The following is a 22,370-nucleotide window of genomic DNA, read 5'->3' on the forward strand; positions in this document are numbered from 1 at the left end:
TGCCCGGCGTCAGCGAGTCGCCGCGAGCGCCAACCGGGCGTGCGCGCGGACGTCGGCGTCGGAGTCCGCCAGCGCCGCCGTGAGGGTATCGGCGACAGCGGGCACCTCCGGCCACCGGCGCAGCGTGACGACGGCGGCCTTCCGCACATCGAGGTGCGGGTCGCGGAGGGCGTTCTCGAGGGCGGCGACGGCACCGTCGGGTCCGAGCGCCGAAGCCCCGCGGGCCGCGCCCTGGCGCACCTGCCAGGCCCGGTCGGCGAGGCCGGTGGCCAGCAACTCGACGTCGGTCGCGTCGCCCAGAGCCCCCAGCGCCTCGAACGCCGCAGCGCGAACCAACGGGTCGTGGTCGCCGGCGAGCGTCCGGATCGCCTCCACGCCGCCGCGCCCCACCGTCGCCAGCCCCGTCGCGGCCGCGATCCGCACCTCCCGGTTGGCGTCCGCCGTGGCGGTGACCAGGGCGGTCCAGTCGTCCAGCGATACCGATCCGCGCACACCCACCACGCGCACCCGGTGGTCGGTGTCCGCGCTCAGGTCCGCGAACTGCGCGGTCGTGCCCACGCGGAGCGCGCGCAACAGATCGCCGACGGCGGCCCGCACCACCGGGTCCGCGGAACCGAGGAACTCGGGGAGTCCGTCGGCCGACGGCAGGACCTCCACCAACTCGACCAGGCCCGCCGCGGCGGCGCGACGAACACCGGCGTCCGCATCACCCAGAGCCGCGACCAGCGGCACGAGGAACCCGTCGGGGGCGCCCTCCACGAGGAACGTGACCGCGTTCCGGCGGACCGTCGTGTCCGTATCGGACAGGAACGGAGAGAGCTCCGCCACCGACGGCCCGTCCAGCGCGAGCAGCTCGCGCAGCCTCGGCGACACCGCGGGTACCGCTGCCGCACGTTCCGGTGCGGAGGGGATCGCCCCGATCGGCGCCACCGTGAGCGGCCCCAGGTCCTCGACGGCTGTGGAAGTCCCGGGGATGTGGTCGAACTCGTCCACCGCGACGAGATAGGGCGCCACCGGCCGGGTACGGAACTCCATCTCCCCGCCGTCGCCGCGCCGCAGATTCAGGTGGCGGCCCCACCGCTCGTCGTCGCGGCCGGGGCGGTCGGGCCGGTCGTGGTAGAGGCCCCACCGCGATTCGGTGCGGGCGAGCGAGGCCTTCGCGGCCATCTCCGCGCAGTCCCTGATGAACGAGACCTCCACGGCGCGCATGAGTTCGTGCGGCGCCCGGGCGCCGAGACCGGCCACCTCGGAGCGCATCCGCTCGAAGGTCTCGATCGCGATGGTCAGCTTCGGCGCCGTCTTCGGCGGCGCGATGTAGTCGTTGACGAACCGCCGCAGTTTGTACTCGACCTGCGGCTGCGGCGGGCCGTCGGGCCTGCGCGCGGGGCCGTAGATCAGCTCGTGCGCCGCGGCGATCTGCTCACCCAGGCCGCCCTCCGGGGCCGCCACCGTCCGGGCGTGCCGCACCGCGTCCGCCCCTGCCAGCTCGCCGAAGACGAACGCACCGATCATGTAGTTGTGCGGCACGCACGCGAGGTCACCGGCCGCGTACAGGCCGGGCACGGTGGTGCGCGCGTTCTCGTCGACCCACACCCCGGACGCGGAATGCCCACCGCACAGACCGATCTCGGAGACGTGCATCTCGATGTCGTGGGTGCGGTAGTCGTGCCCGCGGTTCGCGTGGAACGTGCCCCGGGTGGGACGCTCGGTCGTGTGCAGGATCGATTCCAGCTCGCCCAGCGTCTCCTCGGGCAGGTGTGAGACCTTGAGGTAGATCGGCCCGCGGGCGGAATCGATCTCGGACTTCACCTCGGCGATCATCTGCCCGGACCAGTAGTCGGAGTCCACGAACCGCTCGCCCCGGGCGTTCACCTGGTACCCGCCGAAGGGGTTCGCGACATACGCGCAGGCGGGGCCGTTGTAGTCCTTGATCAGCGGATTGATCTGGAAGCATTCGATTCCGCTGAGCTCGGCGCCGGCGTGGTACGCCATGGCGTATCCGTCTCCGGCGTTCGCCGGGTTCTCGTAGGTGCCGTACAGGTAGCCGGAGGAGGGGAGCCCGAGGCGGCCGCAGGGTCCCGTCGCGAGCACCACGGAACCGGCGGCGATCTCGACGAATTCGCCCGTGCGCGTGTTGAAGGCGACCGCGCCGACGGCCCGTCGGTCGGCCCCGGAACCGGCCGTGAGCACCCGAACGGGCATGACCCGGTTCTCGATCCGGATCCGCTCGCGCATCTTCTTCTGCCGCAGCACCCGGTACAGCGCCTTCTTGACGTCCTTGCCCTCGGGCATCGGCAGCACGTACGAGCCGGACCGGTGCACGCGTCGCACGGCGTACTCGCCGTACTCGTCCTTCTCGAACTTCACGCCGTACCGCTCAAGGCGTTGGATCATCGCGAACCCGCGGGTCGCCGTCTGGTAGACGGTGCGCTGGTTCACGATCCCGTCGTTGGCGCGGGTGATCTCGGCGACGTAGTCCTCGGGCTCGGCCTTCCCGGGGATGACCGCGTTGTTGACGCCGTCCATGCCCATGGCGAGCGCGCCCGAATGGCGCACGTGCGACTTGTCGAGCAGCAGCACGTCGGCGCCGGCCTCAGCGGCGGTGAGCGCCGCCATGGTGCCGGCCGTACCGCCGCCGATCACCAGGACGTCACAGGTCAGTGTCGTGCGATCGTCGATCGCGGGGATTTCCATGACTTCTCGTTCCTCAGGGGGTGTTGCAGTCGGTGAGCGCGTCGACGATGCCCGCCCGCAGCGCGGTGCGCGACGGTGCGCGGCGGACGTCGAAGGACGCCCGCACCGGCTCGGCACGCCGCCCCATCACGACCACGCGGTCACCGAGCAGGATCGCCTCGTCCACATCGTGCGTGACGAAGACGACGGTGGCGGGGTGCGCGTCGAGGGTCCGCAGCAGCAGGGACTGCATATCGCCGCGGGTCTGCGCGTCCAGGGCGCCGAAGGGCTCGTCCATGAGGACGGCGCGGGGCGCGCCGGCCAGGCCACGGGCCAGTTGCACCCGCTGCCGCATGCCGCCGGACAACTCCCGGGGGAGGTGCCGGGCGTAGTCGGTGAGCCCGACCTCGGCGAGCCACCGTCGGGCCTCCTCGGCACGACGGTGCCGGGGCACGCCCCGCAGCTGCAGGGCGAGCCGAACGTTCTTCTCGACGGTGCGCCACGGCAACAGTGCGTCCTCCTGGAAGACCATGGCGCGGTCCCGATCCGGTCCGGTGACGGGCGCACCGTCGGCCTGGACCGCCCCGGTGTCCGGACGGAGGAGACCGGCGAGCGCCCGCAGCACCGTCGACTTCCCGCACCCCGACGGTCCGGTGAGGACCAGCCGTTCACCCGGCTCGACGGTGAGGCTGAGACCGCGCACGGCCGGAGTATCGCGGTAACCGATGTCGGCGGAGTCGAGGCGCAGTCGCAACCCGGTGCGGGTGGCGGGAGCCGCGACGGCGGCGCTCACCGGTCGCCCCGGGGCAGCCAGCGGGTGGCCCGGCGACCGCCGAGCTCGATGAGCGCCGACGTGAGGAAGCCGAGGACGCCGATCGTCAGCATCCCCACGAACACCGCCGGGTAGTCGACGAGCGTGTAGGACTGCCACGTCCGGTAACCCACGCCGAGCCGGCCCGAGATCATCTCCGCGGACACCAGGCAGATCCATGCGACGCCCACACCGACGGACAGCCCGGAGAACACGCCCGGTAGCGCGCCGGGGAGCACCACCCGCCACAGCACGGCGAGGTCCCCGCCGCCCTGCGTCCGAACCGACTCCTCCCACACCACCGGCAGAGCACGTACGGCGTGCCGCACGCTGACGGTGATGGGGAAGAACGCGGCGGTCGCCGTGATGGCCACCATGCCCGCCTCCGAGGAGGGGAGCAACAGGATCATCACCGGCACGAGGGCGATCGCGGGGATCGGCCGCACCAGTTCGATGAGCGTCCCGAACGTGAGCTCGGCCGTGCGCGAACGGCCCAGCGCCACACCGGCGGCGATGCCGAGGGCGGCCGCGACCGCGAAACCGGTGCCGATCCGGATGAGCGACTGCGCGAGGTCCAGCCAGTACTCGCCGGCGCGCACCGACTGCGCGAACCGCTCGGCGACGGCGCTCGCCGAGGGGAGCGTGTCGAACCGGATCCAGCTCAGCGCGATGTGCCGGGTGGTGAGCAACTGCCACACCGCGATCGCCGCGGCGACCACCGCGATCCGCACGATCCACGTGGCGGACGGCACGAATCGGCGTCCAGCCCCCGTGGCGGCGGCCCGCCGGACGGACGGTGCGGGAAGGGAATCGAGCGCGGTCATCGTCGAACCTCCTCGAGCAGGGCGCCGTACTCGACCGGCGCTGCGGACGGGTGCGCGGCCCGGTAGCGCTCGCGCGCGTCCGGTCCGGCGAACGGCACGAACGTCTCGCCGTCGCGCAGCCACAGAGCCTTGTCGGCGTACCAGCGGGTGCCGGTGAGGGCGTCGGAGACGTACGCGGCCCGCACCTTCCGGTCGGTGGCCGCGAGGGCGCGGATCAGGGCCGTCGGGTCGGGGAGCGTTTCCGTCGACGGTGCGCCGTCGAACCAGATCTCCGCCGTGGGCGCCGGCGCGGGGGTGTTCGCGTCGTACCGGAACCCGCCGCGCGCGTTCTGGGCGTCCGCCAACGGTTTCGGATCCACGAAGCGGTCCACGTCCAGCGGCGTACCGAACTGGCCGATCGATCGCAGGTACGGGATGTCGCCCTTGAGCGCTCCTGTCAAGGGTGCGGTGAGCGTCGGGTTCGGGTCCGTGCCGCCCGGGCCGTTGTACTGATAGACCACCTCGGCGGGCAGTCCACTGGCCTTCGCCACGTCCTGTGCGGCCTCCAGCGGATGCTCGCGCTGGAAGTCCGTCGCATCGAGCTGCGCCTGGAGGAACGCCCGCACCACGTCGGGGTGCGACGCGGCGTACTTCGTGTTGGCGACCACGCCGTGCAGGGTGGGGGCGTTCAGATCGCCGCCGTCGTACAGTAGGCGCGCCTTGCCCTGGTGCACGAGCAGGCCCGGCCATGCGACGAACTGCGCGAGCGCATCGGCCTGGCCGGATTCGAGTGCGCTCGCCCCGACCTGCGGTTGCTGGTTGACCACGCCGTAATCGCCGCCGCCGACGCCCGCGCGGCTCAGCGCCGTCACGACGGTGCCGTGGCCGGCCGATCCGACCGACGCCGAGATCTTCTTCCCGCGCAGGTCGGTCAGTGTCCGCAACGGGGACCCGGGAGCGACGACCACCGAATTGAGGGAGCCCCGGGCGCTGGAGCCCGTGACGGAGAGCATCGAGGTCTGCGTCTCGGGGCTGTTCTGCGCGCGGGAACCGTTGATGAGCAAGGGGTAGTCGCCCATCGAGCCGATCTGGATCTTCCCCGCCAGCATTCCGCTGGTGATGGGTGCGCCGGTGTCGAAATCCTGCCAGTCCACGGTGAACCGCCCGACGGCGGCGAGCCGCTTCTCCAGGAAGCCCTTCGCCCGCAACAGGGTTCCGGCCGTCACGGTGTTGATGGTCTTGGACTGGTAGCCCACCACCAGGGTCTGGGCGGATTCGTCGGTCGGCTGCAGTGAGCAGGAGCTCGCGGCGAGCAGTGAGGCGGCGAGTACGGGGATGGCTGAACGTGGGGGCATCGTGGTCTTCTCCGAGGGCTATCGCAGCAGGTAGGGCATGTTGACGGTGACGGCGCCCGTGGGACACCGGGCGGCGCACGGACCGCAGTACCAGCACTCGTCGACGTACATGTGCGCGCGGTTGGTGGTGGGGTCGAGGGCGAGCGAATCGAGGGGGCAGGCCTCGATGCAGATGTTGCAGCCCTCGATGCAGAGGGAGGCGTCGATGGTGACGGGGACGTCGACGCGCTGTTCTACCTGGGCCATGGGGTGCCTTCTTCGTGTTCGGGGGCGTGCGGTCAGTCGCGGTGCAGGGTGCCGCGGAGGGTGATGCGGTCGGGACGGACGCGGATGTACTCGAGATCCACAGGGCGTCCGGTGTCCAGGTGGGTGAGTCGCTCGTAGAGCAGGAGCGGTGCCCCGGAGGCGATCTCGAGGTTCGCGGCGGTGTGCGGATCGGCAGCGGCGGCGGAAAGGCTGAACTCGCTGGTGCCCAGCCGGTTCCCGGTAGCCGCCTCGATGAGCGGGAAGACGTCCTCGTTCTCCAGGTCCTGCTCCAGCAGCAGGTCGCCGATGTCCGCGACGAGGTACGTGAGGTCCAGGCTCACCGGCTCGCCGTCGAGGTAGCGCAGGCGCTCGAGGTACACAGCCTCATGGCCGCTCGGGATCCCGAGCTTCTGCGCGACGATCGGCGGGGGTGCCAACCGGCCCGCGGTGCGGACGCGGTTGCGGACCTCACCGTGCAGCGACAGGGTCTCGCGGAGCCCGCGCAGGCTGTCGAGCCCGTGGTCGACGGTGCGGGCGATCACCTCGGTGCCCACACGCGGGCCGCGACGGATCCATCCCTCGGCGCGGAGCACGGACAGCGCCTCCCGCACGGTGTTCCGGGACACGGAGAACTGCTCGCCGAGGTCGTCCTCGCCGGGCAGCGTCCCGCGGTAGGTGCCGTCGTGGATCGCCTGGCGCAGAACGTCGGCGACGATGCGCGCGGTGTCGGCGCGGACCGGGCGTTCGGTGGCTGGCATGCGGCAACGATAGGTAGCGACGCGGGGCCGCCGGAGGGCTCGCGGGACCGGCAGGGCCGGAGGTGCCGCGGGGGCCCCGCAATCCGCCACGCGCGTGCCCCGGTCGGCGCCCCTGACCTGGGGAGACCGGGGCGCACCCGGTCAATCCGCCAGTTGCGGGGAACGTCCGGGACTTTGAATCTTCGTGATCGGTGACGCTAGCGGCGGGCCACCGCGATCGCGCGGTCCCAGGCCAGCCTGGCGGCCGCCTTGAGGGGTCCGGGCTTCATCACGTCGCGGCCCAGCAGTGCGGTCGCGGCGGCCTTCGTCGCGAGCGACGCCTTGCTGAGGTGGCCGGAGTCGTAGGGCGGCTGCGGGTCGTACTCGATCATCAGCTGGATGGCCTCCGCGCGGGCGTCCCCGGCGATCTCGCCGGCGAGCCACAGGGCGAGGTCGATTCCCGCGGAGACGCCCGCGGCGGTCACGACGTCGCCCTCGCGCACGATCCGCTCGTCACCGACAGGCGTCGCGCCGTAGCTGCGGAGCGCCGGCAGCACGGACCAGTGCGACGTGGCCCGCCTGCCCTCGAGGAGGCCCGCGGCACCGAGGACCAGCGAACCCGAGCACACCGAGGTCGTCCACGACGCGCCCGGTGCGACCCGGTGGAGCCAGGCGAGCAGGTCCTCGTCGAGGGCGGCGCCGGAGGTGCCGGGGCCACCCGGTACGAGCACCACGTCGGGCGACGGGGTCTCCTCGAACCTGTGCGTCGCGCCGACGAGCAGCACGCCGGAATCCGCGGCGACCGGGCCGGTCTCCTTCCAGACGAAGCGCACCTCGGCGCCCGGGAGCATCCGGAGCACCTCGTACGGGCCGATGAAGTCGAGCGCGGTGAACGCGGGGTAGACGACGACGGCGATCTGCATCCGTACTCCTCCAGTGGTTGTTCGGTCGGTGGTCAGGCGAAGGTCTTGCGATAGTGGTCCGGCGACGTGCCCACCCGGCGAGCGAACACCCTCCGCAGCGTCTCGGAGGAACCGAAGCCGCAGCGTGCCGCGATCGTCTCGACGGTGTCGCGGGTCTCCTCGAGCTGCCGCCGCGCCGCTTCCGTGCGGACCCGCTCGACGTACAGGCCGGGTGATTCACCCACCTCCTGGGTGAAGACGCGCGTGAAGTGCCGCGGGCTCATGTCCGCTCGGCGGGCGAGCGACGGGACACTATGCGCAGCACCGGGATCCGAGTCGATACCGCGCTGCACCTCGCGGATCGGCTCCCGTTCGGCGCGGGGCGACCACACCGGCGCCGCGTACTGGGTCTGCCCGCCCGGCCGTCGCAGGTAGAGGACCAGCGCGCGGGCCACCTTCTGCGCGAGGCGCGTGCCGTGGTCCTCCTCGATGAGGGCGAGTGCCAAGTCGATGCCCGCGGTCACGCCCGCGGAGGTCCACACGGATTCCGAGCTGCGGAGGAAGATCGGGTCCGGGTCCACCCGCACGGCGGGGTACTCGTCGGCGAGCCGGCGCGCGGAGCCCCAGTGCGTGGTGGCGCGGCACCCGTCGAGGAGGCCGGCTTCGGCGAGCAGGAACGCCCCGCTGCAGACGCCGACGGTCCGCCGGGCGTGCGCCGACGCGGCGATCAGCCAGTCCACGATCGCGGGGTCCCGCCGCGCGGCGTCCGCGCCGGTTCCGCCCGGGACCACGACGGTGTCAAGCGTCCCGGCGGGATCGGGGAGCGCGGCGGCGACGAGCTCGAGGCCGGTGCTGGTGCGCACCGTCGACGCCTCCGCGGCCACGAGCCGCACGTCGTAGCCGCTGTCGCGGGGGAGACCTTCGCGGTCCGCCGGGGCGTCGAGGAACGACGACGCCGCGGCGAAGGCGTCGAACGGGCCGACCACGTCCAGCGGCTGCACGCCCGGGTACGCGAGCACGACGACCGCCTTCTTCATGGGGCCAGTCTGTCGTCTCCGGGACCTGGCGTCCACGACACGGACCCCACAGATCAGGACATCGGAGCGTGAACGGCGGCTCAGAGGTCCTTCGCGAACCAGAGGTGGGCGTACGGATTGTCGTTGTAGCTGTCCACCTCCCGGTAGCCCAGGCGCCGATACAGCGCGATGGCCTCGGTGAGGCCGCGGTTGGTGTCCAGCCGCACGGTGCGGACACCCGCGTCCGCCGCTCGGGATTCGAGTTCCGCCATGAGCCGGCGGCCCAGGCCCAGTCCGCGCACCGCCGGGGCCGCCCAGACACGCTTGACCTCCGCGTACCCGCCGTCCTGGAAGGCGAGCGCGCCGCACCCCACGGTCTCGCCGTGCAGGCTCGCGACCAGGAGCAGCCCGTGCGGCGGCGTGATCGCGGTGTCGCGGATCGCCCCGCCGACGGCCGGATCGAATCCGTCGCGGAGCCGCTCGCCCAGCTCGGCGTAGTACGCGCGCGCGGCGAATCGCGATGGGGGAGAGGAGGCGTCGGCCTCGGAGATCTCGACCTGCGAGGCGAGCAGTAGGCGTTCGACCTCTTCCATCGCGGTCACGAGCCGGTCCCGCTGCCCCGGGCTCAGGGGGGCGAGCAGGGTCTCCGCGGCGGACTCGGACCGCGCTTCGAGCTCCGCGTACTCGTCGGCACCGCGCTCCGTCACCCGCGCGGCCCGGACCCGGGCGTCACCGTCGTCCCGCACGACGGTGACCAGGCCGTCCGATTCGAGGGAGCGGAGCAGTCGGCTGAGGTATCCCGAGTCGAGGTCCATGCGGGTGCGCAGGTCGCGCAGGTCCACACCACCGCCGGCGCGGCCGATCTCCCACAACAGCCGGGCCTGCCCGAGCGGCCGGTCGCGCGCGAGATAGCGATCCTGGAGTACGCCCAACCGCTGCGTCACCGCCCGGTTGAACCGCCGGACCCGTGCCACCTGCTCCTTCATATCTCTGACTTTAGTCAGATACGTCGTGCCGGGGCAACGGTCAGACGGTGGCGACGAGCATCTCCTCGCCGTGCGACGGCACGAGTCCGTCGGCGCGGTCGGCGAAGTAGCGGGCGGTCGTCTCCGCGGTGGAGATCGTGCGTGCGTCACGCAACCCGCAGGCGAGGGCGCACTGGACCGCCTCGTCCGGTGTGTAGAAGGAGACGAACGGGTTTCCGTTGCGGGCCGCGCCGCGCATGCTGACCTCCCGGGCCCGCCGGTCGGCGCCGGTGAGCAGCTCGGTGGGCGGCTGGTACGTCATGACGAGGACGGCGCCCGGCGCGAACCCGGCGGCGACGGAGCGCAGCACGCCTTCGGTCGCCTCCCGTGAGAGGTACATGGAGACGCCGAGTGATGCGACCACCGCGGGGCGGTCGCCGTCGAATCCGGTCGCCGCGAGGTGGGCGACCCAGCCGTCGTCGGTCTCGAAGTCCACCGGCACGAAGCGCTGGCGCGGGTCGAGGAGGCCGAGGTCGGCCAGACGGGCCCGCTTCCACTCCTGAGGTCCCGGTTCGTCGACCTCGAACACCGTCGCCGCGGCGCCCGGATGCCGCTGGGCGAAGGTGTCGAGCCCGGCGCCGAGGAGGACGTACTGATCGGCGCGGGTCTCGAGGACGAGGTCCTCGACGATCCGCGAGCGTGCGGCGACCCATGCCCGCATGCCACGGGAGAACGACGGGTCCATGTCGCCGCGGTCGCGCCACCCGGCGTCGGGCGCCAGGAGAGCGAGGCCGACTGTGTCGGTGAGGACCGCCGGCGAGTCGAGTTCGGCGTGCAGCGCCCGCCACAGGGCGGTCCGGACCGCCGTGTCCTCGGGGGCGACGGGCTTCACGCCGTGCCGGGGGCCTGGATGATCCAGGTCCGTCCGTCGGGGTCGTGCACCGTGGCCTCGCGTGTGCCGTAATGGGTGTCGGCGAAGTCCGTGGCACCTCCTCCGGGCGCCGGCCGGAAGTCGTTCTCGTGGTGCACGCGGAGCACCGGGGTGATGGCGACGGGTGCCTCGGGCGGTACCTCGGCGACGAACAGCGTCGGTCCGGTCGCGGCGGTGAGCTGTCCGGAGCCGTGCCCGGTGTCGAAGTCGATCGCGTAGCCGAGATCGGTGAGGAACTTGGCGGTCGCGCCCCAGTTGTGGGTGCTGATGAAGACGGTGTCGATGCCCTGTGTGGACACGGTGTCACTCCTCGGATTCGGTATCGGGGGACCGGTCGGCGAGGTAGGCGGCCAACGCGTCCGCCGTGAGGGCGGACAGCGACTGCTCGGTCTCCAGGGCGCGCAGCTTGACCTGCTTGATGAGTGCGACCGGGAGGTACACGTTGAACTGCTTGACCTCGTCTCCCATGGCTAGCATGCTAGCAACCTAGTAAGGACTCGTCCAGGTTGCGTTTCCTCGGAGTCCGCCCGCCGCCCGCGCCGATCCTCGTAACCTGACGGCATGTTCGTGAATCTGGGCGTACGCGACTTCCTGGACCGCGCCGAGCTGGTCTACCCCGACCGCACCGGCATCGTCGACGAACCGGACCAGCCGGCACCGTCGTGGGGTGACACGACGTACGCGGAGATGGCGGCGCTGGCCCGCGGCCAGGCCGCGGCGCTCGACGCGCTGGGCGTCCCCGTCGGCGGGCGCGTGGCGATCGTGTCGCAGAACGCGGCCCGCCTCCTGACGTCCTTCTACGGCGTCTCCGGATGGGGCCGGATCCTGGTGCCGGTCAACTTCCGCCTCGCGGCCGCGGAAGTCGAGTACATCGTGGAGGATTCGGGCGCCGAGGTGCTGCTGCTCGACCCCGAGGTCGAGCACCTCGCCGACGCCGTCACCGCGAAACACGTGTTCGTCCTGGGGCGCGATGACGAGAAGATCTTCGGCCCGCGCGGCGCCGACGCGCAGCCGCGCCCGTGGGAGGGGGACGAGAACGCCACCGCCACCATCAACTACACGTCCGGTACCACCGCGCGCCCCAAGGGCGTGCAGCTCACGCACCGCAACCTGTGGCTCAACGCCACCGTGTTCGGCCTGCACGTCGCGCTCACCGACCGCGACGTCCTGCTGCACACCCTGCCCATGTTCCACGCCAACGGGTGGGGAATGCCGTTCGCCGCCACCGGGGTCGGGTCCAAGCACGTGGTGCTACGCAAGGTCGACGGTGCCGAGATCCTGCGGCGGGTGCGCGATCACGGCGTGACGATCATGTGCGCGGCGCCGGCGGTGGTGACCGCCGCGCTCGACGCGGCGGCCGACTGGGACGGCCCGATCCCCGGCAGCGGCACCGTCCGCGTGATCTGCGCCGGCGCGCCGCCGCCCACCCGCGTGATCCACCGGGTGCGGCACGAACTGGGCTGGGAGTTCATCCAGATCTACGGGCTCACCGAGACCTCGCCGCTGCTCACGGTCAACCGGGAGCGCGCGGAGTGGGCCGCGGACGACCCGATGGAGATCGCCCGCCGGCTGGGCCGGGCGGGGACGCCCGCGCTCGGTGTCGCGCTCCGGATCGACGAGGACGGCGAGATCCTCACCCGCACCAATCACGCGCTCACCGCGTACTGGAACAAGCCGGCGGAGACGGCGGCGGCGCTGGAGGGCGATTGGTTCCACACCGGCGACCGCGGCACGTTCGAGGGCGGCTACCTGACGATCGCCGACCGCAAGAAGGACGTGATCATCTCGGGCGGCGAGAACGTCACCTCGATCGAGGTCGAGGACGCACTCGGCCTGCACCCCGCCGTCCGCGAGGTCGCGGTGATCGGCATCCCCGATGAGAAGTGGGGCGAGCTGGTCACCGCGATCGTCGTCGCCGACGGGGTGACGGCCGAACAGCTCATCGCCCACACCCGCGAGCACCTCGCGGGCTACAAGTGCCCCAAGCGGATCGACTTCGTGGACGCGCTTCCCCGGACGGCCACGGGCAAGATCCAGAAGTTCGTGCTGCGCGCCCCGTTCTGGGACGCGTTGGAGCGCAAGGTCAACTGACGCACCCGCGGGCCGGCGTTCACGCGTGCCACGCGGGATCGCCGATGTTGTCGATCATCCGCTGGAGTGTGCGGATGGTGGTGATGAACTCCTCGTCGGTGACGCCGTCGCGGATCCGCGCGAGCGCTGCGCGGATGTCCGGCCACGTCTCCTCGCGACGCTTCCGGCCCGCGGGAGTCACGGTGAGCGCACCGTCGGTCTCGTCGAGCAGGCCGGTCGCCACGAGCGCGACCACGTCGGGGCGCAGCGCGTCGTCGGTGTCGACGAAACCCGAGTGGTACTCGACCACCTCGTCGACCGTCACCCCGCCGGGCCGGTCGGCGACGTAGTTGAGCGCCCACCACTGCGGTTGGGTCAGGCCGTGCCGTTCCAGGGTCGCGCGGATGTGGGTGACGGCCGAGCGGCCCGTCATGCTGGCCTAGTACCCGATGGGCTGGGCGAGGATTCGTTCGTCGCTGTAGGTCTCCATGGAGGCGACGCTACGTACTCAACAATGGTTGAGGTCAAGGGGGAATCCGGGGGTTCGTGCACCGGTGGACCCGCGGGGTGCGACGATGGGGGTGATATAGAACATGTTCTATCGCCCGGGAGGTCGCCTGTGTTCGAGTGGTCCGAGGAAGACGTGATGATGCGCGACGCGCTACGCGGGTTCATCGACAAGGAGGTGCGGCCGCACGTCGACGAGTTGGAATCGGGGGCGCTGCCGCCGTACGACATCACCCGCAAGATGCTCGCCACTTTCGGCGTGGATCAGCTGAACCGCGAGAACCTGGAGGCCGAACTGGCCGCCGAGGAGGCGGGGGAGAAGCCCAAGGGCGGCGGGTCCAGCACGCTCTCGTCCTCGATGTTCCTCATCCTCAACGTCGAGATGGCCGGCGTCAGCCTCGGCCTGATCGGCTCGATGGGTGTCAGCATGGGGCTCACCGTGTCCACCATCAAGTCCCGCGGCACCCTGGCGCAGAAGAAGCGGTGGCTGCCCGAACTGGTGACCATGGAGAAGGTCGGCGCCTGGGCCATCACCGAGCCGGACAGCGGCTCGGACGCGCTGGGCGGCATGAAGACGACGGTGCGCCGCGACGGCTCCGGCGGCTACATCCTCAAGGGGCAGAAGACCTTCATCACCAACGGCCCGCACGCCGACACGATCGTGGTCTTCGCCAAACTCGACGAGGGCGACGGTACGCCGATCCGCGACCGCAAGGTGCTGACCTTCGTGCTCGATACGGGCATGGAGGGGCTCACGCAGGGCAAGGCGTTCAAGAAGATGGGCATGATGAGCTCGCCCACGGGCGAGCTGTTCTTCGACGACGTCCACCTGACCCCGGACCGGTTGCTCGGCGAGACCGAGGAGACCCCGGGCGGCGGGGGCGCCTCCGCCAAGGCCGGCTTCACCGCCGAGCGGATCGGCATCGCCGCGCTCGCGCTCGGCATCATCAACGAGGCGCAGCGGCTGTCCATCGACTACGCGCGCTCGCGCACCCTGTGGGGGCAGGAGATCGGGAAGTTCCAGCTGATCCAGCTCAAGCTGGCCGAGATGGAGGTCGCCCGGATCAACGTACAGAACATGCTGTTCACGGCGATCGAGGCGTCCCGGGCGGGGAAACCGCCCTCGCTGGCGCAGGCCTCGGCCATGAAGCTGTACAGCTCGCGCGCGGCGACGGAGGTCGCGATGGAGGCGGTGCAGTTGTTCGGCGGCAACGGCTACATGGCCGAGTACCGCGTGGAGCAACTGGCCCGCGACGCGAAGTCGCTCATGATCTACGCCGGCAGCAACGAGATCCAGGTGACGCACGTCGCCAAGGGGCTGCTGCGCGGCGAGTGACGCGCCGTCGAACGCGACCGGCCGGCCCCGCACGGGGCCGGCCGGTGCCGTGTCGACGGTCCGTCAGGGGATGGTGATGACCTGACCGACGTTGATCAGGTCCGGGTTCGCGATGCCGTTGTGCTGCGCGATCTCGGTGTAGCGGTTCCCGTCGCCCAGGTACTGCTCGGCGATGGCCCAGAGTGTGTCGCCCGACTGCACGGTGTGCGTGCGGGGCGCGGGCGCCGGCGGGGCGGGCGGCGCCTCGGCGGGGGCCGGAGCAGGCTCCGGTGCCGCCTCGCGGGCCGGCGCCGGTGCGTCGGTCGCGGTGTTGGAGGCCCACTTGTCGGCGTCACCCGCGTAGACGACGAGGTTGCGATCGTCCTGGAGCACCACGCGGTCGGCGCCCGAGCCCTCGGTCCGCGTGGACCAGACGCCCTCACCCGCGCCGTTGTACAGAACGAAGTTGCCGTCGGTCTGGAAGTCGGCGCGCTCGACGCCCTTGCCGTCGGTGCCACTGGCCCACACCACGGTGCCGGCGCCCTCGGTCAGTACGAGGTTGCCATCGCTCTGCAGCGTCAGCGTGTAAGCACCGTTGAGGGAGTCGAGCGTCCCTCCCAGGCTCAGCTGATTGCCTGCGCGAAGCACGTCGGTCATGTGTATCCCCTTTTTGGGTTGTACTCGGTGTACAGCGGTCCACGCGGGAGCGTGCCCGGATAGAGAATAGCGATTTCGGGTGTCTTGTCAGGGGTTGGGAATCATGCAGTCGTTGAATTCGTTGAAACGGATATGGCGACCATGGAAATGACAGCAGAAAAGTTCGATCAGACCGTCACGGGCAACGACATCGTGCTCATCGACTTCTGGGCCTCCTGGTGCGGGCCCTGCAAGGCGTTCGCGCCGACCTTTGAGAAGGCATCCGAAGGGCATCCGGATGTGGTGTTCGCCAAGGTCGACACCGAGGCCGAGCAGAGCCTCGCGGCTGCCGCCAACATCCGCTCCATCCCCACCCTGATGGTGTTCAAGAAGGGCAACCTGGTCTACAACGAGGCCGGTGCGCTCCCGCCCGCGGCGCTCGAGGACCTCATCTCCCAGGCCAAGGAGCTCGACATCGAGCCGGCCGACTTCAGCGGCGCGGCCGAGGGCGAGTCGCAGGGCTGATCGCCCCCGACAGGCGCCGCCGGAGATCCCACGGCGCCGCCGCGAACGCCGCAGTCATCGCCGCGGCGGTCGCGGCCGGTCCGGAGCGTGCGGACAGGAATGCCCGCACGTGCCGGTCCGGGAGGCCGAAGAACACCTCGAAGAACGCCCGCTGCTCGCGCGCCGACATGCCGAGCAGGGCGCGCAGCGCCGCGGACCGCAGGCGGTGCGCGGCGACCCCGGACGCGGTCACGGGTCCCCGGCCCGCCGCGAACGCGGCCGATGCGTCGTCGGCGAACGCCAGCGACGCGGCCACCGAGTAGCCCGTCGCCGGGTGCAGGCTCGTGCCTCGCACGCCTACCCCGCACCACCGGTGTCCGCGCCGCGGACCGTCGGTCAGCAGCGGGAAGTCGACGCGCTCGTACACCTCGCCCGCCGACACCCCGCGGACTGCCAGCCGCCTGCGCAGCCGGGACTCCAATTCGTCGACGGTGAGCGCGGGCGCGCCGGCGAGGCACGTCTCCTCCAGGAGGACGGAGTCCGCGGTCACCCGCACCGCATACAGGAACGACGCGGCCTCGTCCTCGCCGACGCCCGGCGCCGGCCGCCAGTCCATCCACAGCTCGTCGTGGGCCCCCGCGGCGACGAGCACCCCCGCCGCCGTCTGCCGAGGTACGCGCGGATCCGCCGACGGTGCCGGGCCGCGCGCGTCCACGACGAAGGCCCCGGGGTGGTCCCGGAGGGCTGCGTCGCGGTCCGCGGCCGCGGACCGCACCTCCACGCCGCCCAGGGTGAGCGCGTCCTGCAGCCGGTCGACGTCGAGCACCGCGTACTCGCGGCCGAGCCGGAACCGGGCACCCGCGACGACCTCGGGGAAGGATCGGGCCGCGACCACGCCGGGCGGGAGCCATCCGGGAAGTTCGTCCGCCCAGAGGCCGAACGTGCGCCGCCACCGCCGGTCCGGCGCCGGATCGAAGGCCAGTACCGTCATCCCCGCGGACGCCGCCCGATGGGCGGTGGCGCGGCCCGCGGGCCCCAGGCCGAGCACGACCAGATCGGGGCCGCTCACAGTGCGGTCCCCAGCAGGGCGAGCTGCGTGCGGTTGGTGCAGTCCAGACGAGTCATGAGTCCCGAGACGTAGCCCTTCACCGTCGATTCCGCGAGGATCAGGCGCCGCGCGATCTCCGCGTTCGTCGCGCCCGTCGCCAGCTCGCGGAGAACGTCGCGCTCCCGCTCAGCGAGGGCGTCGAGGCGCGGATCCTGTTTCTGCGCACCGTCGCCCGCGAGTCGCACCAAACGGCTCAACGCGTCGGGGGAGAGCAGCGAGCCTCCCGTCGCGGCCGTCCGGACCGCGGCGACGACCAAGTCGGGTGCGGCGGTCTTCAGCACGAAACCCGCTGCGCCCGCGGCCAGCCCGTCCACGAGCACGGCATCGGTGTCCAGGGTGGTGATCAGCACGACGGCCACCGGGCGGGGAAGCGACCGCAGTGATCGCGTCGCGACGATGCCGTCCACGCCGGGCATCCGGACGTCCACCAGCGCGACGTCGGGGGACCGGGCGATCGCCGCCTCGACGGCCGCGGCGCCGTCCGCCGCGGTGGCCACCACCGCCAGGTCCTCCGCCTCGTCCAGCACCGAGCGCAGATACTCGCGCACGATCGGATCGTCGTCGGCCACGAGCACGCGCACCGTCATCGGCCCGCCTCCGTGCGGAAGTCCGCGACGAGGGCCCAGCCCCCGTCCACCGAGCGCCCGTGCCGCAGCGTTCCGCCCACCAGGGCGGTGCGCGCCGCTAGGCCTGTCAGCCCGGTCCCGCTGCCCGTGTCCGCGAGCGAGGCGTCCGGGTGTGCGGCCGGATTGCTCACCTCGACGGAGTGGTCGCTCACCTGGACCGTCACCGGCGCGCCCGCGGCGTGCTTGCGCGCGTTGGTCAACCCCTCTTCCACCACGCGGGTGAGGCAGTCGGCCGTCGCCCGGGGCAGAGCCGTGCCCACCCCGCCGGAGAGGGAGACCTGCTGGCCGGCGTCACGGGCGCGGATCACCATCTCCCGCACGGCGTGGTCCACGTCGCCGGGCGGGGTCGACCCGTCCGCGGCGAGCGACTCCCGCGGCGCCTCCGCGGTCCGCAGCCCCACCACGACCCGCCGCAGATCGCCCAGCGCCGCCTGTGCGTCCGCCTCGATGCCGGGCGCTCCGGCGTCGCGGGCGGCGATCACGATGCGGGTGAGGCGTGCGGTCGCGAGGTCGTGCAGCTGCGCCGCCAGTTCCAGCCGTTCGTCGGCGCGGGCCTGCCGCTCCGCCAACGCCTTCCGCTCCCGGTGCGCTGCGCGTAACCGCATCCACAGCCCGAACGTGCTGCCGCCCAACACCGGTGACAGCGCGCCGAGCGCCCCGAGAACGGACTGCGCCGACGCGGCGGTGGCGACGGCGAACACCGCGAACGGCACGAAGGCCACGACGACCTCGCGGCGGTCCGCGGCCGTCTGCGCGGCCGCCGCCGCGACGAGCGATACCGCGACCGCCACCCAGATCGTCGCGCCCGCTTCTGTGGCCTCCGCCCACGGCCCGAGCACCAGGAAGCATGCGCAGGCCGCGACGGCGGGCGCGGCGTAGACGGGCCGGGTCACGCCGACCGCGAGGGAACCCAGCGCCATCGCCGCCGCGCCCGACCACAGGCCGGCGCCGCGCAGGTCCGGGAACAGCGCCACGACGAACGCGAGCGTCCCGGCCGCGGTCACCGCGAGCAGGGCCGCGAGCATCGCGGAGTGCGGGGCGCGGGGGAGCGGTCGACGGGGCATGGATTCATCGTAGGGAGCCGGACCGTCGCCCCGACACCTCCTTTCGTCGGTGCTCGCACCGACCGACGGCCCTACCGGCGGGGCCGCGTCGGCCGTGACGCTGAACCGCATGAGACCTCCCGCCGTCGCCCGAATTCCGCTCGCCCTCGTCACCGGGCTCGTTTTCGCGGTCATGCTCATCGGCAGCCGCAACTACGGGTACTTCTTCGACGAGGCCTATTTCGTGGTCGCCGGCCGCGACCACCCGGCCGCCGGATACTTCGACCAGCCGCCGCTGGTCCCCCTGCTGGCCGGCGCACTCGATCGGCTGGCCCACGGGAACCTCGTGGTGCTCCGCCTGCCCGCGACGATCGCGGTCGCCGGCATCACCCTGCTCGGCGGCCTCATCGCGCGCGAGCTCGGTGGGCGCGCCTGGGCGCAGGTGTTCGCCGCCGCTGCGGTGGCGATGTCCCTGGTCAGTGCCGTCGGGCACTGGCTAGCGACCTATGCGCTCGACCCGCTCTGGTGGACGCTCATCGTCTACCTCCTCGTGCGCTGGACCCGCACCCGTCGCGACGGGCTGCTCTTCGCGGCGGGTGTCGTCACCGCGCTGTCGCTGCTCACCAAGTTCCTCGTGCCGGCGCTGTGGATCGGGGTCGCGCTGGGCGCGCTCGCGTGCGGACCGCGTCGCCTGCTGGCCCGCCCGGCGCTCTGGGGTGGTGCCGCCGTCGCGCTCGCCGCGACGAGCCCCACCCTGTGGTGGCAGGCCCGGCACGACTGGGCGTACGCGAACATGGCTGCCGTCGTCCGCGCGGAATGGCCAGGGGGTGCGGGCTTCGCGCTGGTCGGTGTGTTCGGCGCGGGCCTGCTGATCGGGGTGCCCCTGCTCCTCGCCGGGGTCGTGTCGCTGCTCCGTTCCGACCACGTGCGGCCGTACCGGTACCTGGGTGTCGCGCTGCTGCTCGTGGTCGCCGCGATCGTCGCCGCGCACGGGCGCGCCTACTACCTCGCCTCCGTGTACGCGTTGCCGATGGCCGCGGGAGCCGTCGCCTTCGAACGATGGGCGCTGGCGCGCCCCGGCCGCGGCCGGAGCATCGCGCACGCGGTGATGGCGTCCGCGACGGTCGCGTCCGCGGTCAGCTGGGTGGCCGCTTCGCCCGTGTGGAGCCCGGCCGTCGCGGAGCGGATCGGCACGCCGCCGCTGCGCGAACCCGCGACCACCCTGATCGAGGGCGAGACACTGCTGAAGCGCCTGTCCGACGAGGTGACGGCCGCCTACCGCAGCCTGCCGCACGCGGAGCGGGACGGCCTCGCCGTCGTCGCCGAGAGCTACCCGTTCGCCGCCGCTGTCGACTTCCACGGCCGCGACGACGGGCTTCCCCGCGCCTACAGCGGCCACCGCGCCTACCACTACTTCGGCCCGCCGCCGGAGGATGCCCGATCCGTCCTGTGGCTGGGCGACCCGAGCCCCGTGCTCGACCGGGCGTTCGCGCACCGTCGGGCGGTGCGGGCACCCGGCCAGGCACCCGACACGTCGATCCAGCTGTACACCGGGCGCACCGTCGGCTGGCCCGTGCTGTGGGAGCGGCTGCGCGCGCAGTGACGCCGTCGCGCGGAGGTCAGTAGGGTGACGGGCGTGATTCTCGCGAGCATCCCCAGCCCGCCGCAGGGCGTCTGGCACCTCGGCCCGGTCCCGATCCGGGCCTACGCGCTGTGCATCATCATCGGCATCATCGTCGCCTGCTGGTGGGGCGACCGCCGCTGGGTGGCGCGCCGCGGTAGGTCCGGCCAGGTGATCGACGTGGCCGTGTGGGCCGTGCCGTTCGGCCTCATCGGCGGTCGGCTCTACCACGTGATGACCGACTTCAGCACCTACTTCGGGCCCAACGGCCGCGGCATCGGCGCCGTGTTCCGAATCTGGGACGGCGGCCTCGGCATCTGGGGCGCGGTGGCGCTCGGCGGCGTCGGAGCATGGCTCGGCTGCCGGCAGATGGGCATCAAGATCGGCCCGTTCGGCGACGCGATCGCGCCCGCGATCATCGTCGCCCAGGCGATCGGCCGGCTCGGCAACTGGTTCAACCAGGAGCTGTACGGCGCGCCCACCGACCTGCCGTGGGGCCTGCAGATCTTCGAGCGGGTCAACGACGTGGGCCAGCGCGGGCCCGACGTGCTGGACGGGCGCAGCGACGGCGTGGTGCTCGCCGTCGTGCAGCCCACGTTCCTCTACGAGCTGGTGTGGAACCTGCTCGTCGCGGCGTTCCTGGTGATCGTCGACCGGCGCTTCCGGATCGGGCACGGGCGCCTGTTCGCCCTGTACGTGGCCGGGTACTGCCTGGGCCGCTTCTTCATCGAGCTGATGCGCGACGACCACGCGACGATGATCCTCGGCGTCCGGATCAACGTGTTCACCGCGGCCATCGTGTTCGCGCTCGCCGTCGCGTACTTCCTCAAGGCCCCCAGGGGACGGGAGGACACCGTCTTCACCCGGGAACAGGAACCGTCGAACCGGGGCGGGGCCGACGCCGCGGTCACCCCGGACGAGACCCGGGACGAGACCCCGGGTGACGCCGCGGAGTCCTCCGAGGACGATGCGGAGAGTGTGCAACCGGTGAACGCCGAGCGGACTGATACCGACGGGTTGACCGGTGAACCTGTCGAGCGGAAATCGGAGGACTAACGTGTCCCTGGTGACTCGTCGAACCAAGATCGTCTGCACACTGGGCCCCGCCGTCGCCACCGACGAGAAGGTCCTCGCTCTGGTGGAGGAGGGGATGGATGTCGCGCGGCTGAACTTCAGCCACGGCGAACACTCCGACCACCAGGTGAACTACGACCGCGTGCGCGCGGCGTCGGACAAGACCGGCCGCGCGGTCGGGATCCTGGCGGATCTGCAGGGCCCGAAGATCCGGCTGGGCCGGTTCGCCGGCGACGGCCGCACGGTGTGGGAGGCCGGGGAGACGGTGCGGATCACCGTCGAGGACGTGGTCGGCACCCACGATCGGGTCTCGACCACGTACAAGGAGCTGGCCAAGGATGCGCAGCCGGGCGATCGGCTGCTGGTCGACGACGGCAACATCGGGCTGCGGGTGACCGCGGTCGACGGTAACGACGTGGTGTGCGAGGTCACCGAGGGCGGCCCGGTCTCCAACAACAAGGGTGTGTCCCTGCCGGGGATGAACGTGTCGGTTCCGGCGCTGTCGGACAAGGACATCGAGGACCTGGAGTTCGCGCTGCAGCTGGGCGTGGATTTCATCGCGCTGTCGTTCGTGCGCTCGCCCGCCGACATCGAGCGGGTGCACGCGGTGATGGACCGGGTGGAGCGCCGGGTGCCGGTGATCGCGAAGCTGGAGAAGCCGGAGGCGATCGACAACCTCGAGGCCGTGATCCTCGCGTTCGACGCGGTGATGGTCGCGCGCGGCGACCTCGGTGTGGAGCTGCCCCTCGAGGAGGTGCCGCTGGTGCAGAAGCGGGCCATCCAGATCGCCCGCGAGAACGCCAAGCCCGTCATCGTCGCCACGCAGATGCTGGAGTCGATGATCGAGAACAGCCGGCCCACCCGCGCGGAGGCCTCCGACGTCGCCAACGCCGTCCTCGACGGCGCCGACGCCGTGATGCTCTCCGGCGAGGTGTCCGTCGGCAAGTACCCGATCGAGACCGTCCGCACCATGGCGAAGATCGTCGAGGCTGTCGAGGAGGGCGGCCCGTCGGTGCCGCCGCTCAACCACGTGCCCCGCACCAAGCGCGGCATCATCTCCTACGCGGCCCGCGACATCGGCGAGCGGCTCAACGCCAAGGCGCTGGTCGCGTTCACCCAGTCGGGCGACACCGTGCGCCGCCTGGCGCGGCTGCACACCCGGCTCCCGCTGCTGGCGTTCACCCCGCTGCCCGAGGTCCGCAGCCAGCTCGCGCTGTCCTGGGGCACCGAGACGTTCCTGGTGGACGGTGCCGACGACACCGACGCCATGATCCGCCAGGTGGACATCTCCCTGGAGGGCATCGGCCGGTACGCCAAGGGCGACCAGGTGGTCATCGTGGCCGGCGCGCCTCCCGGCACCGTCGGCTCCACCAACCTGATCCAGGTGCACCGGATCGGGGAGGAAGACCACTAGGAGCGCGAACCAG

The 22,370-nt window shown here is 71.9% G+C and carries 23 protein-coding genes; 6 read left to right on the forward strand and 17 right to left on the reverse strand.

All coding sequences use genetic code 11. From position 1 onward, the window contains the following. Window positions 1–9: 9 nt before the first annotated feature. The 12 genes from BN39_RS20865 to BN39_RS20920 form a co-directional block, all read right to left on the reverse strand. Window positions 10–2,694 carry a fumarate reductase/succinate dehydrogenase flavoprotein subunit gene (locus BN39_RS20865; RefSeq protein WP_019204393.1) on the reverse strand — a complete coding sequence of 895 codons (2,685 nt, stop codon included), beginning with the start codon at window positions 2,692–2,694 and terminating at the stop codon, window positions 10–12. Between the two features lie 13 nt (window positions 2,695–2,707). After that, window positions 2,708–3,466 carry an ABC transporter ATP-binding protein gene (locus BN39_RS20870; protein WP_019204394.1) on the reverse strand — a complete coding sequence of 253 codons (759 nt, stop codon included), beginning with the start codon at window positions 3,464–3,466 and terminating at the stop codon, window positions 2,708–2,710. After that, entirely contained in the window at window positions 3,463–4,308 is an 846-nt protein-coding gene (locus BN39_RS20875; protein ID WP_019204395.1) for an ABC transporter permease, read from the reverse strand. Before BN39_RS20875 ends, BN39_RS20870 begins: the two co-directional genes overlap by 4 nt. Next, window positions 4,305–5,642, reverse strand: coding sequence for an ABC transporter substrate-binding protein (locus BN39_RS20880; RefSeq protein WP_040768791.1), 1,338 nt, complete (start codon window positions 5,640–5,642; stop codon window positions 4,305–4,307). Before BN39_RS20880 ends, BN39_RS20875 begins: the two co-directional genes overlap by 4 nt. Window positions 5,643–5,660: 18 nt before the next feature. After that, complete coding sequence (locus tag BN39_RS20885) at window positions 5,661–5,888, reverse strand: ferredoxin family protein (RefSeq protein ID WP_019204397.1); 228 nt, start codon at window positions 5,886–5,888, stop codon at window positions 5,661–5,663. A gap of 32 nt (window positions 5,889–5,920) precedes the next feature. Continuing rightward, a complete protein-coding gene (locus tag BN39_RS20890) occupies window positions 5,921–6,646 on the reverse strand; it encodes a GntR family transcriptional regulator (protein WP_019204398.1) in 726 nt (241 codons plus the stop codon). 197 nt (window positions 6,647–6,843) lie between these two features. Beyond that, window positions 6,844–7,548, reverse strand: coding sequence for a DJ-1/PfpI family protein (locus BN39_RS20895; protein WP_019204399.1), 705 nt, complete (start codon window positions 7,546–7,548; stop codon window positions 6,844–6,846). A gap of 32 nt (window positions 7,549–7,580) precedes the next feature. After that, on the reverse strand, window positions 7,581–8,564 hold the full coding sequence (locus BN39_RS20900; RefSeq protein WP_019204400.1) for a GlxA family transcriptional regulator: 984 nt from the start codon (window positions 8,562–8,564) through the stop codon (window positions 7,581–7,583). An 80-nt stretch (window positions 8,565–8,644) separates the two neighbouring features. Beyond that, the gene (locus BN39_RS20905; protein ID WP_019204401.1) at window positions 8,645–9,529 is read right to left on the reverse strand and encodes a helix-turn-helix domain-containing GNAT family N-acetyltransferase; all 885 of its coding nucleotides are present in this window, start codon (window positions 9,527–9,529) and stop codon (window positions 8,645–8,647) included. A gap of 40 nt (window positions 9,530–9,569) precedes the next feature. Further along, window positions 9,570–10,400, reverse strand: a complete 831-nt coding sequence (locus tag BN39_RS20910; protein ID WP_019204402.1) for a class I SAM-dependent methyltransferase — start codon at window positions 10,398–10,400, stop codon at window positions 9,570–9,572. Beyond that, window positions 10,397–10,738, reverse strand: coding sequence for a hypothetical protein (locus tag BN39_RS20915; protein ID WP_019204403.1), 342 nt, complete (start codon window positions 10,736–10,738; stop codon window positions 10,397–10,399). Before BN39_RS20915 ends, BN39_RS20910 begins: the two co-directional genes overlap by 4 nt. A gap of 4 nt (window positions 10,739–10,742) precedes the next feature. Further along, window positions 10,743–10,907 (reverse strand): hypothetical protein, encoded by a 165-nt coding sequence (locus BN39_RS20920; RefSeq protein WP_019204404.1) that lies wholly within the window; start codon window positions 10,905–10,907, stop codon window positions 10,743–10,745. 93 nt (window positions 10,908–11,000) lie between these two features. On the opposite strand from BN39_RS20920, the gene BN39_RS20925 reads away from it, so the two are divergent. Then, window positions 11,001–12,530 (forward strand): AMP-binding protein, encoded by a 1,530-nt coding sequence (locus BN39_RS20925; protein WP_019204405.1) that lies wholly within the window; start codon window positions 11,001–11,003, stop codon window positions 12,528–12,530. A gap of 19 nt (window positions 12,531–12,549) precedes the next feature. Here the strand turns inward: BN39_RS20925 and BN39_RS20930 are convergent, their stop codons facing one another. Continuing rightward, window positions 12,550–12,942: a MarR family winged helix-turn-helix transcriptional regulator gene (locus tag BN39_RS20930; RefSeq protein ID WP_019204406.1), complete on the reverse strand. Its 393-nt coding sequence runs from the start codon at window positions 12,940–12,942 to the stop codon at window positions 12,550–12,552. 186 nt (window positions 12,943–13,128) lie between these two features. Between BN39_RS20930 and BN39_RS20935 the strand changes: the two genes are divergently transcribed. Further along, the gene (locus tag BN39_RS20935) at window positions 13,129–14,352 is read left to right on the forward strand and encodes an acyl-CoA dehydrogenase family protein (protein ID WP_019204407.1); all 1,224 of its coding nucleotides are present in this window, start codon (window positions 13,129–13,131) and stop codon (window positions 14,350–14,352) included. Window positions 14,353–14,415: 63 nt separating this feature from the next. On the opposite strand, the gene BN39_RS20940 is transcribed toward BN39_RS20935, so the two are convergent. After that, entirely contained in the window at window positions 14,416–14,988 is a 573-nt protein-coding gene (locus BN39_RS20940; RefSeq protein ID WP_019204408.1) for a LysM peptidoglycan-binding domain-containing protein, read from the reverse strand. A gap of 132 nt (window positions 14,989–15,120) precedes the next feature. On the opposite strand from BN39_RS20940, the gene trxA reads away from it, so the two are divergent. After that, on the forward strand, window positions 15,121–15,492 hold the full coding sequence (gene trxA / locus BN39_RS20945) for a thioredoxin (protein WP_019204409.1): 372 nt from the start codon (window positions 15,121–15,123) through the stop codon (window positions 15,490–15,492). Here the strand turns inward: trxA and BN39_RS20950 are convergent. Genes BN39_RS20950 through BN39_RS22495 form a run of 3 tightly spaced genes read right to left on the reverse strand, consistent with a single transcriptional unit; the run spans window position 15,458 to window position 18,269 of the window. Then, window positions 15,458–16,540, reverse strand: a complete 1,083-nt coding sequence (locus BN39_RS20950) for a lycopene cyclase family protein (protein ID WP_019204410.1) — start codon at window positions 16,538–16,540, stop codon at window positions 15,458–15,460. The genes trxA and BN39_RS20950 overlap by 35 nt on opposite strands. Continuing rightward, entirely contained in the window at window positions 16,537–17,166 is a 630-nt protein-coding gene (locus tag BN39_RS20955; RefSeq protein ID WP_019204411.1) for a response regulator transcription factor, read from the reverse strand. The genes BN39_RS20950 and BN39_RS20955 overlap by 4 nt, the downstream gene beginning before the upstream one ends. Continuing rightward, window positions 17,163–18,269, reverse strand: coding sequence for a sensor histidine kinase (locus BN39_RS22495; protein ID WP_148281551.1), 1,107 nt, complete (start codon window positions 18,267–18,269; stop codon window positions 17,163–17,165). Before BN39_RS22495 ends, BN39_RS20955 begins: the two co-directional genes overlap by 4 nt. A 109-nt stretch (window positions 18,270–18,378) precedes the next feature. On the opposite strand from BN39_RS22495, the gene BN39_RS20965 reads away from it, so the two are divergent. The 3 genes from BN39_RS20965 to pyk are packed head-to-tail and all read left to right on the forward strand — an operon-like array spanning window position 18,379 to window position 22,357. Next, window positions 18,379–19,851, forward strand: coding sequence for a glycosyltransferase family 39 protein (locus BN39_RS20965; RefSeq protein WP_040769037.1), 1,473 nt, complete (start codon window positions 18,379–18,381; stop codon window positions 19,849–19,851). A gap of 33 nt (window positions 19,852–19,884) precedes the next feature. Then, window positions 19,885–20,925 carry a prolipoprotein diacylglyceryl transferase gene (lgt, locus tag BN39_RS20970; RefSeq protein WP_040769038.1) on the forward strand — a complete coding sequence of 347 codons (1,041 nt, stop codon included), beginning with the start codon at window positions 19,885–19,887 and terminating at the stop codon, window positions 20,923–20,925. A 10-nt stretch (window positions 20,926–20,935) separates the two neighbouring features. After that, a complete protein-coding gene (pyk, locus tag BN39_RS20975) occupies window positions 20,936–22,357 on the forward strand; it encodes a pyruvate kinase (RefSeq protein WP_040769040.1) in 1,422 nt (473 codons plus the stop codon). The last annotated feature ends 13 nt before the right edge of the window (window positions 22,358–22,370 follow it).

It is taken from the genome of Tsukamurella sp. 1534, from assembly GCF_000312385.1.
GTDB lineage: Bacteria > Actinomycetota > Actinomycetes > Mycobacteriales > Mycobacteriaceae > Tsukamurella.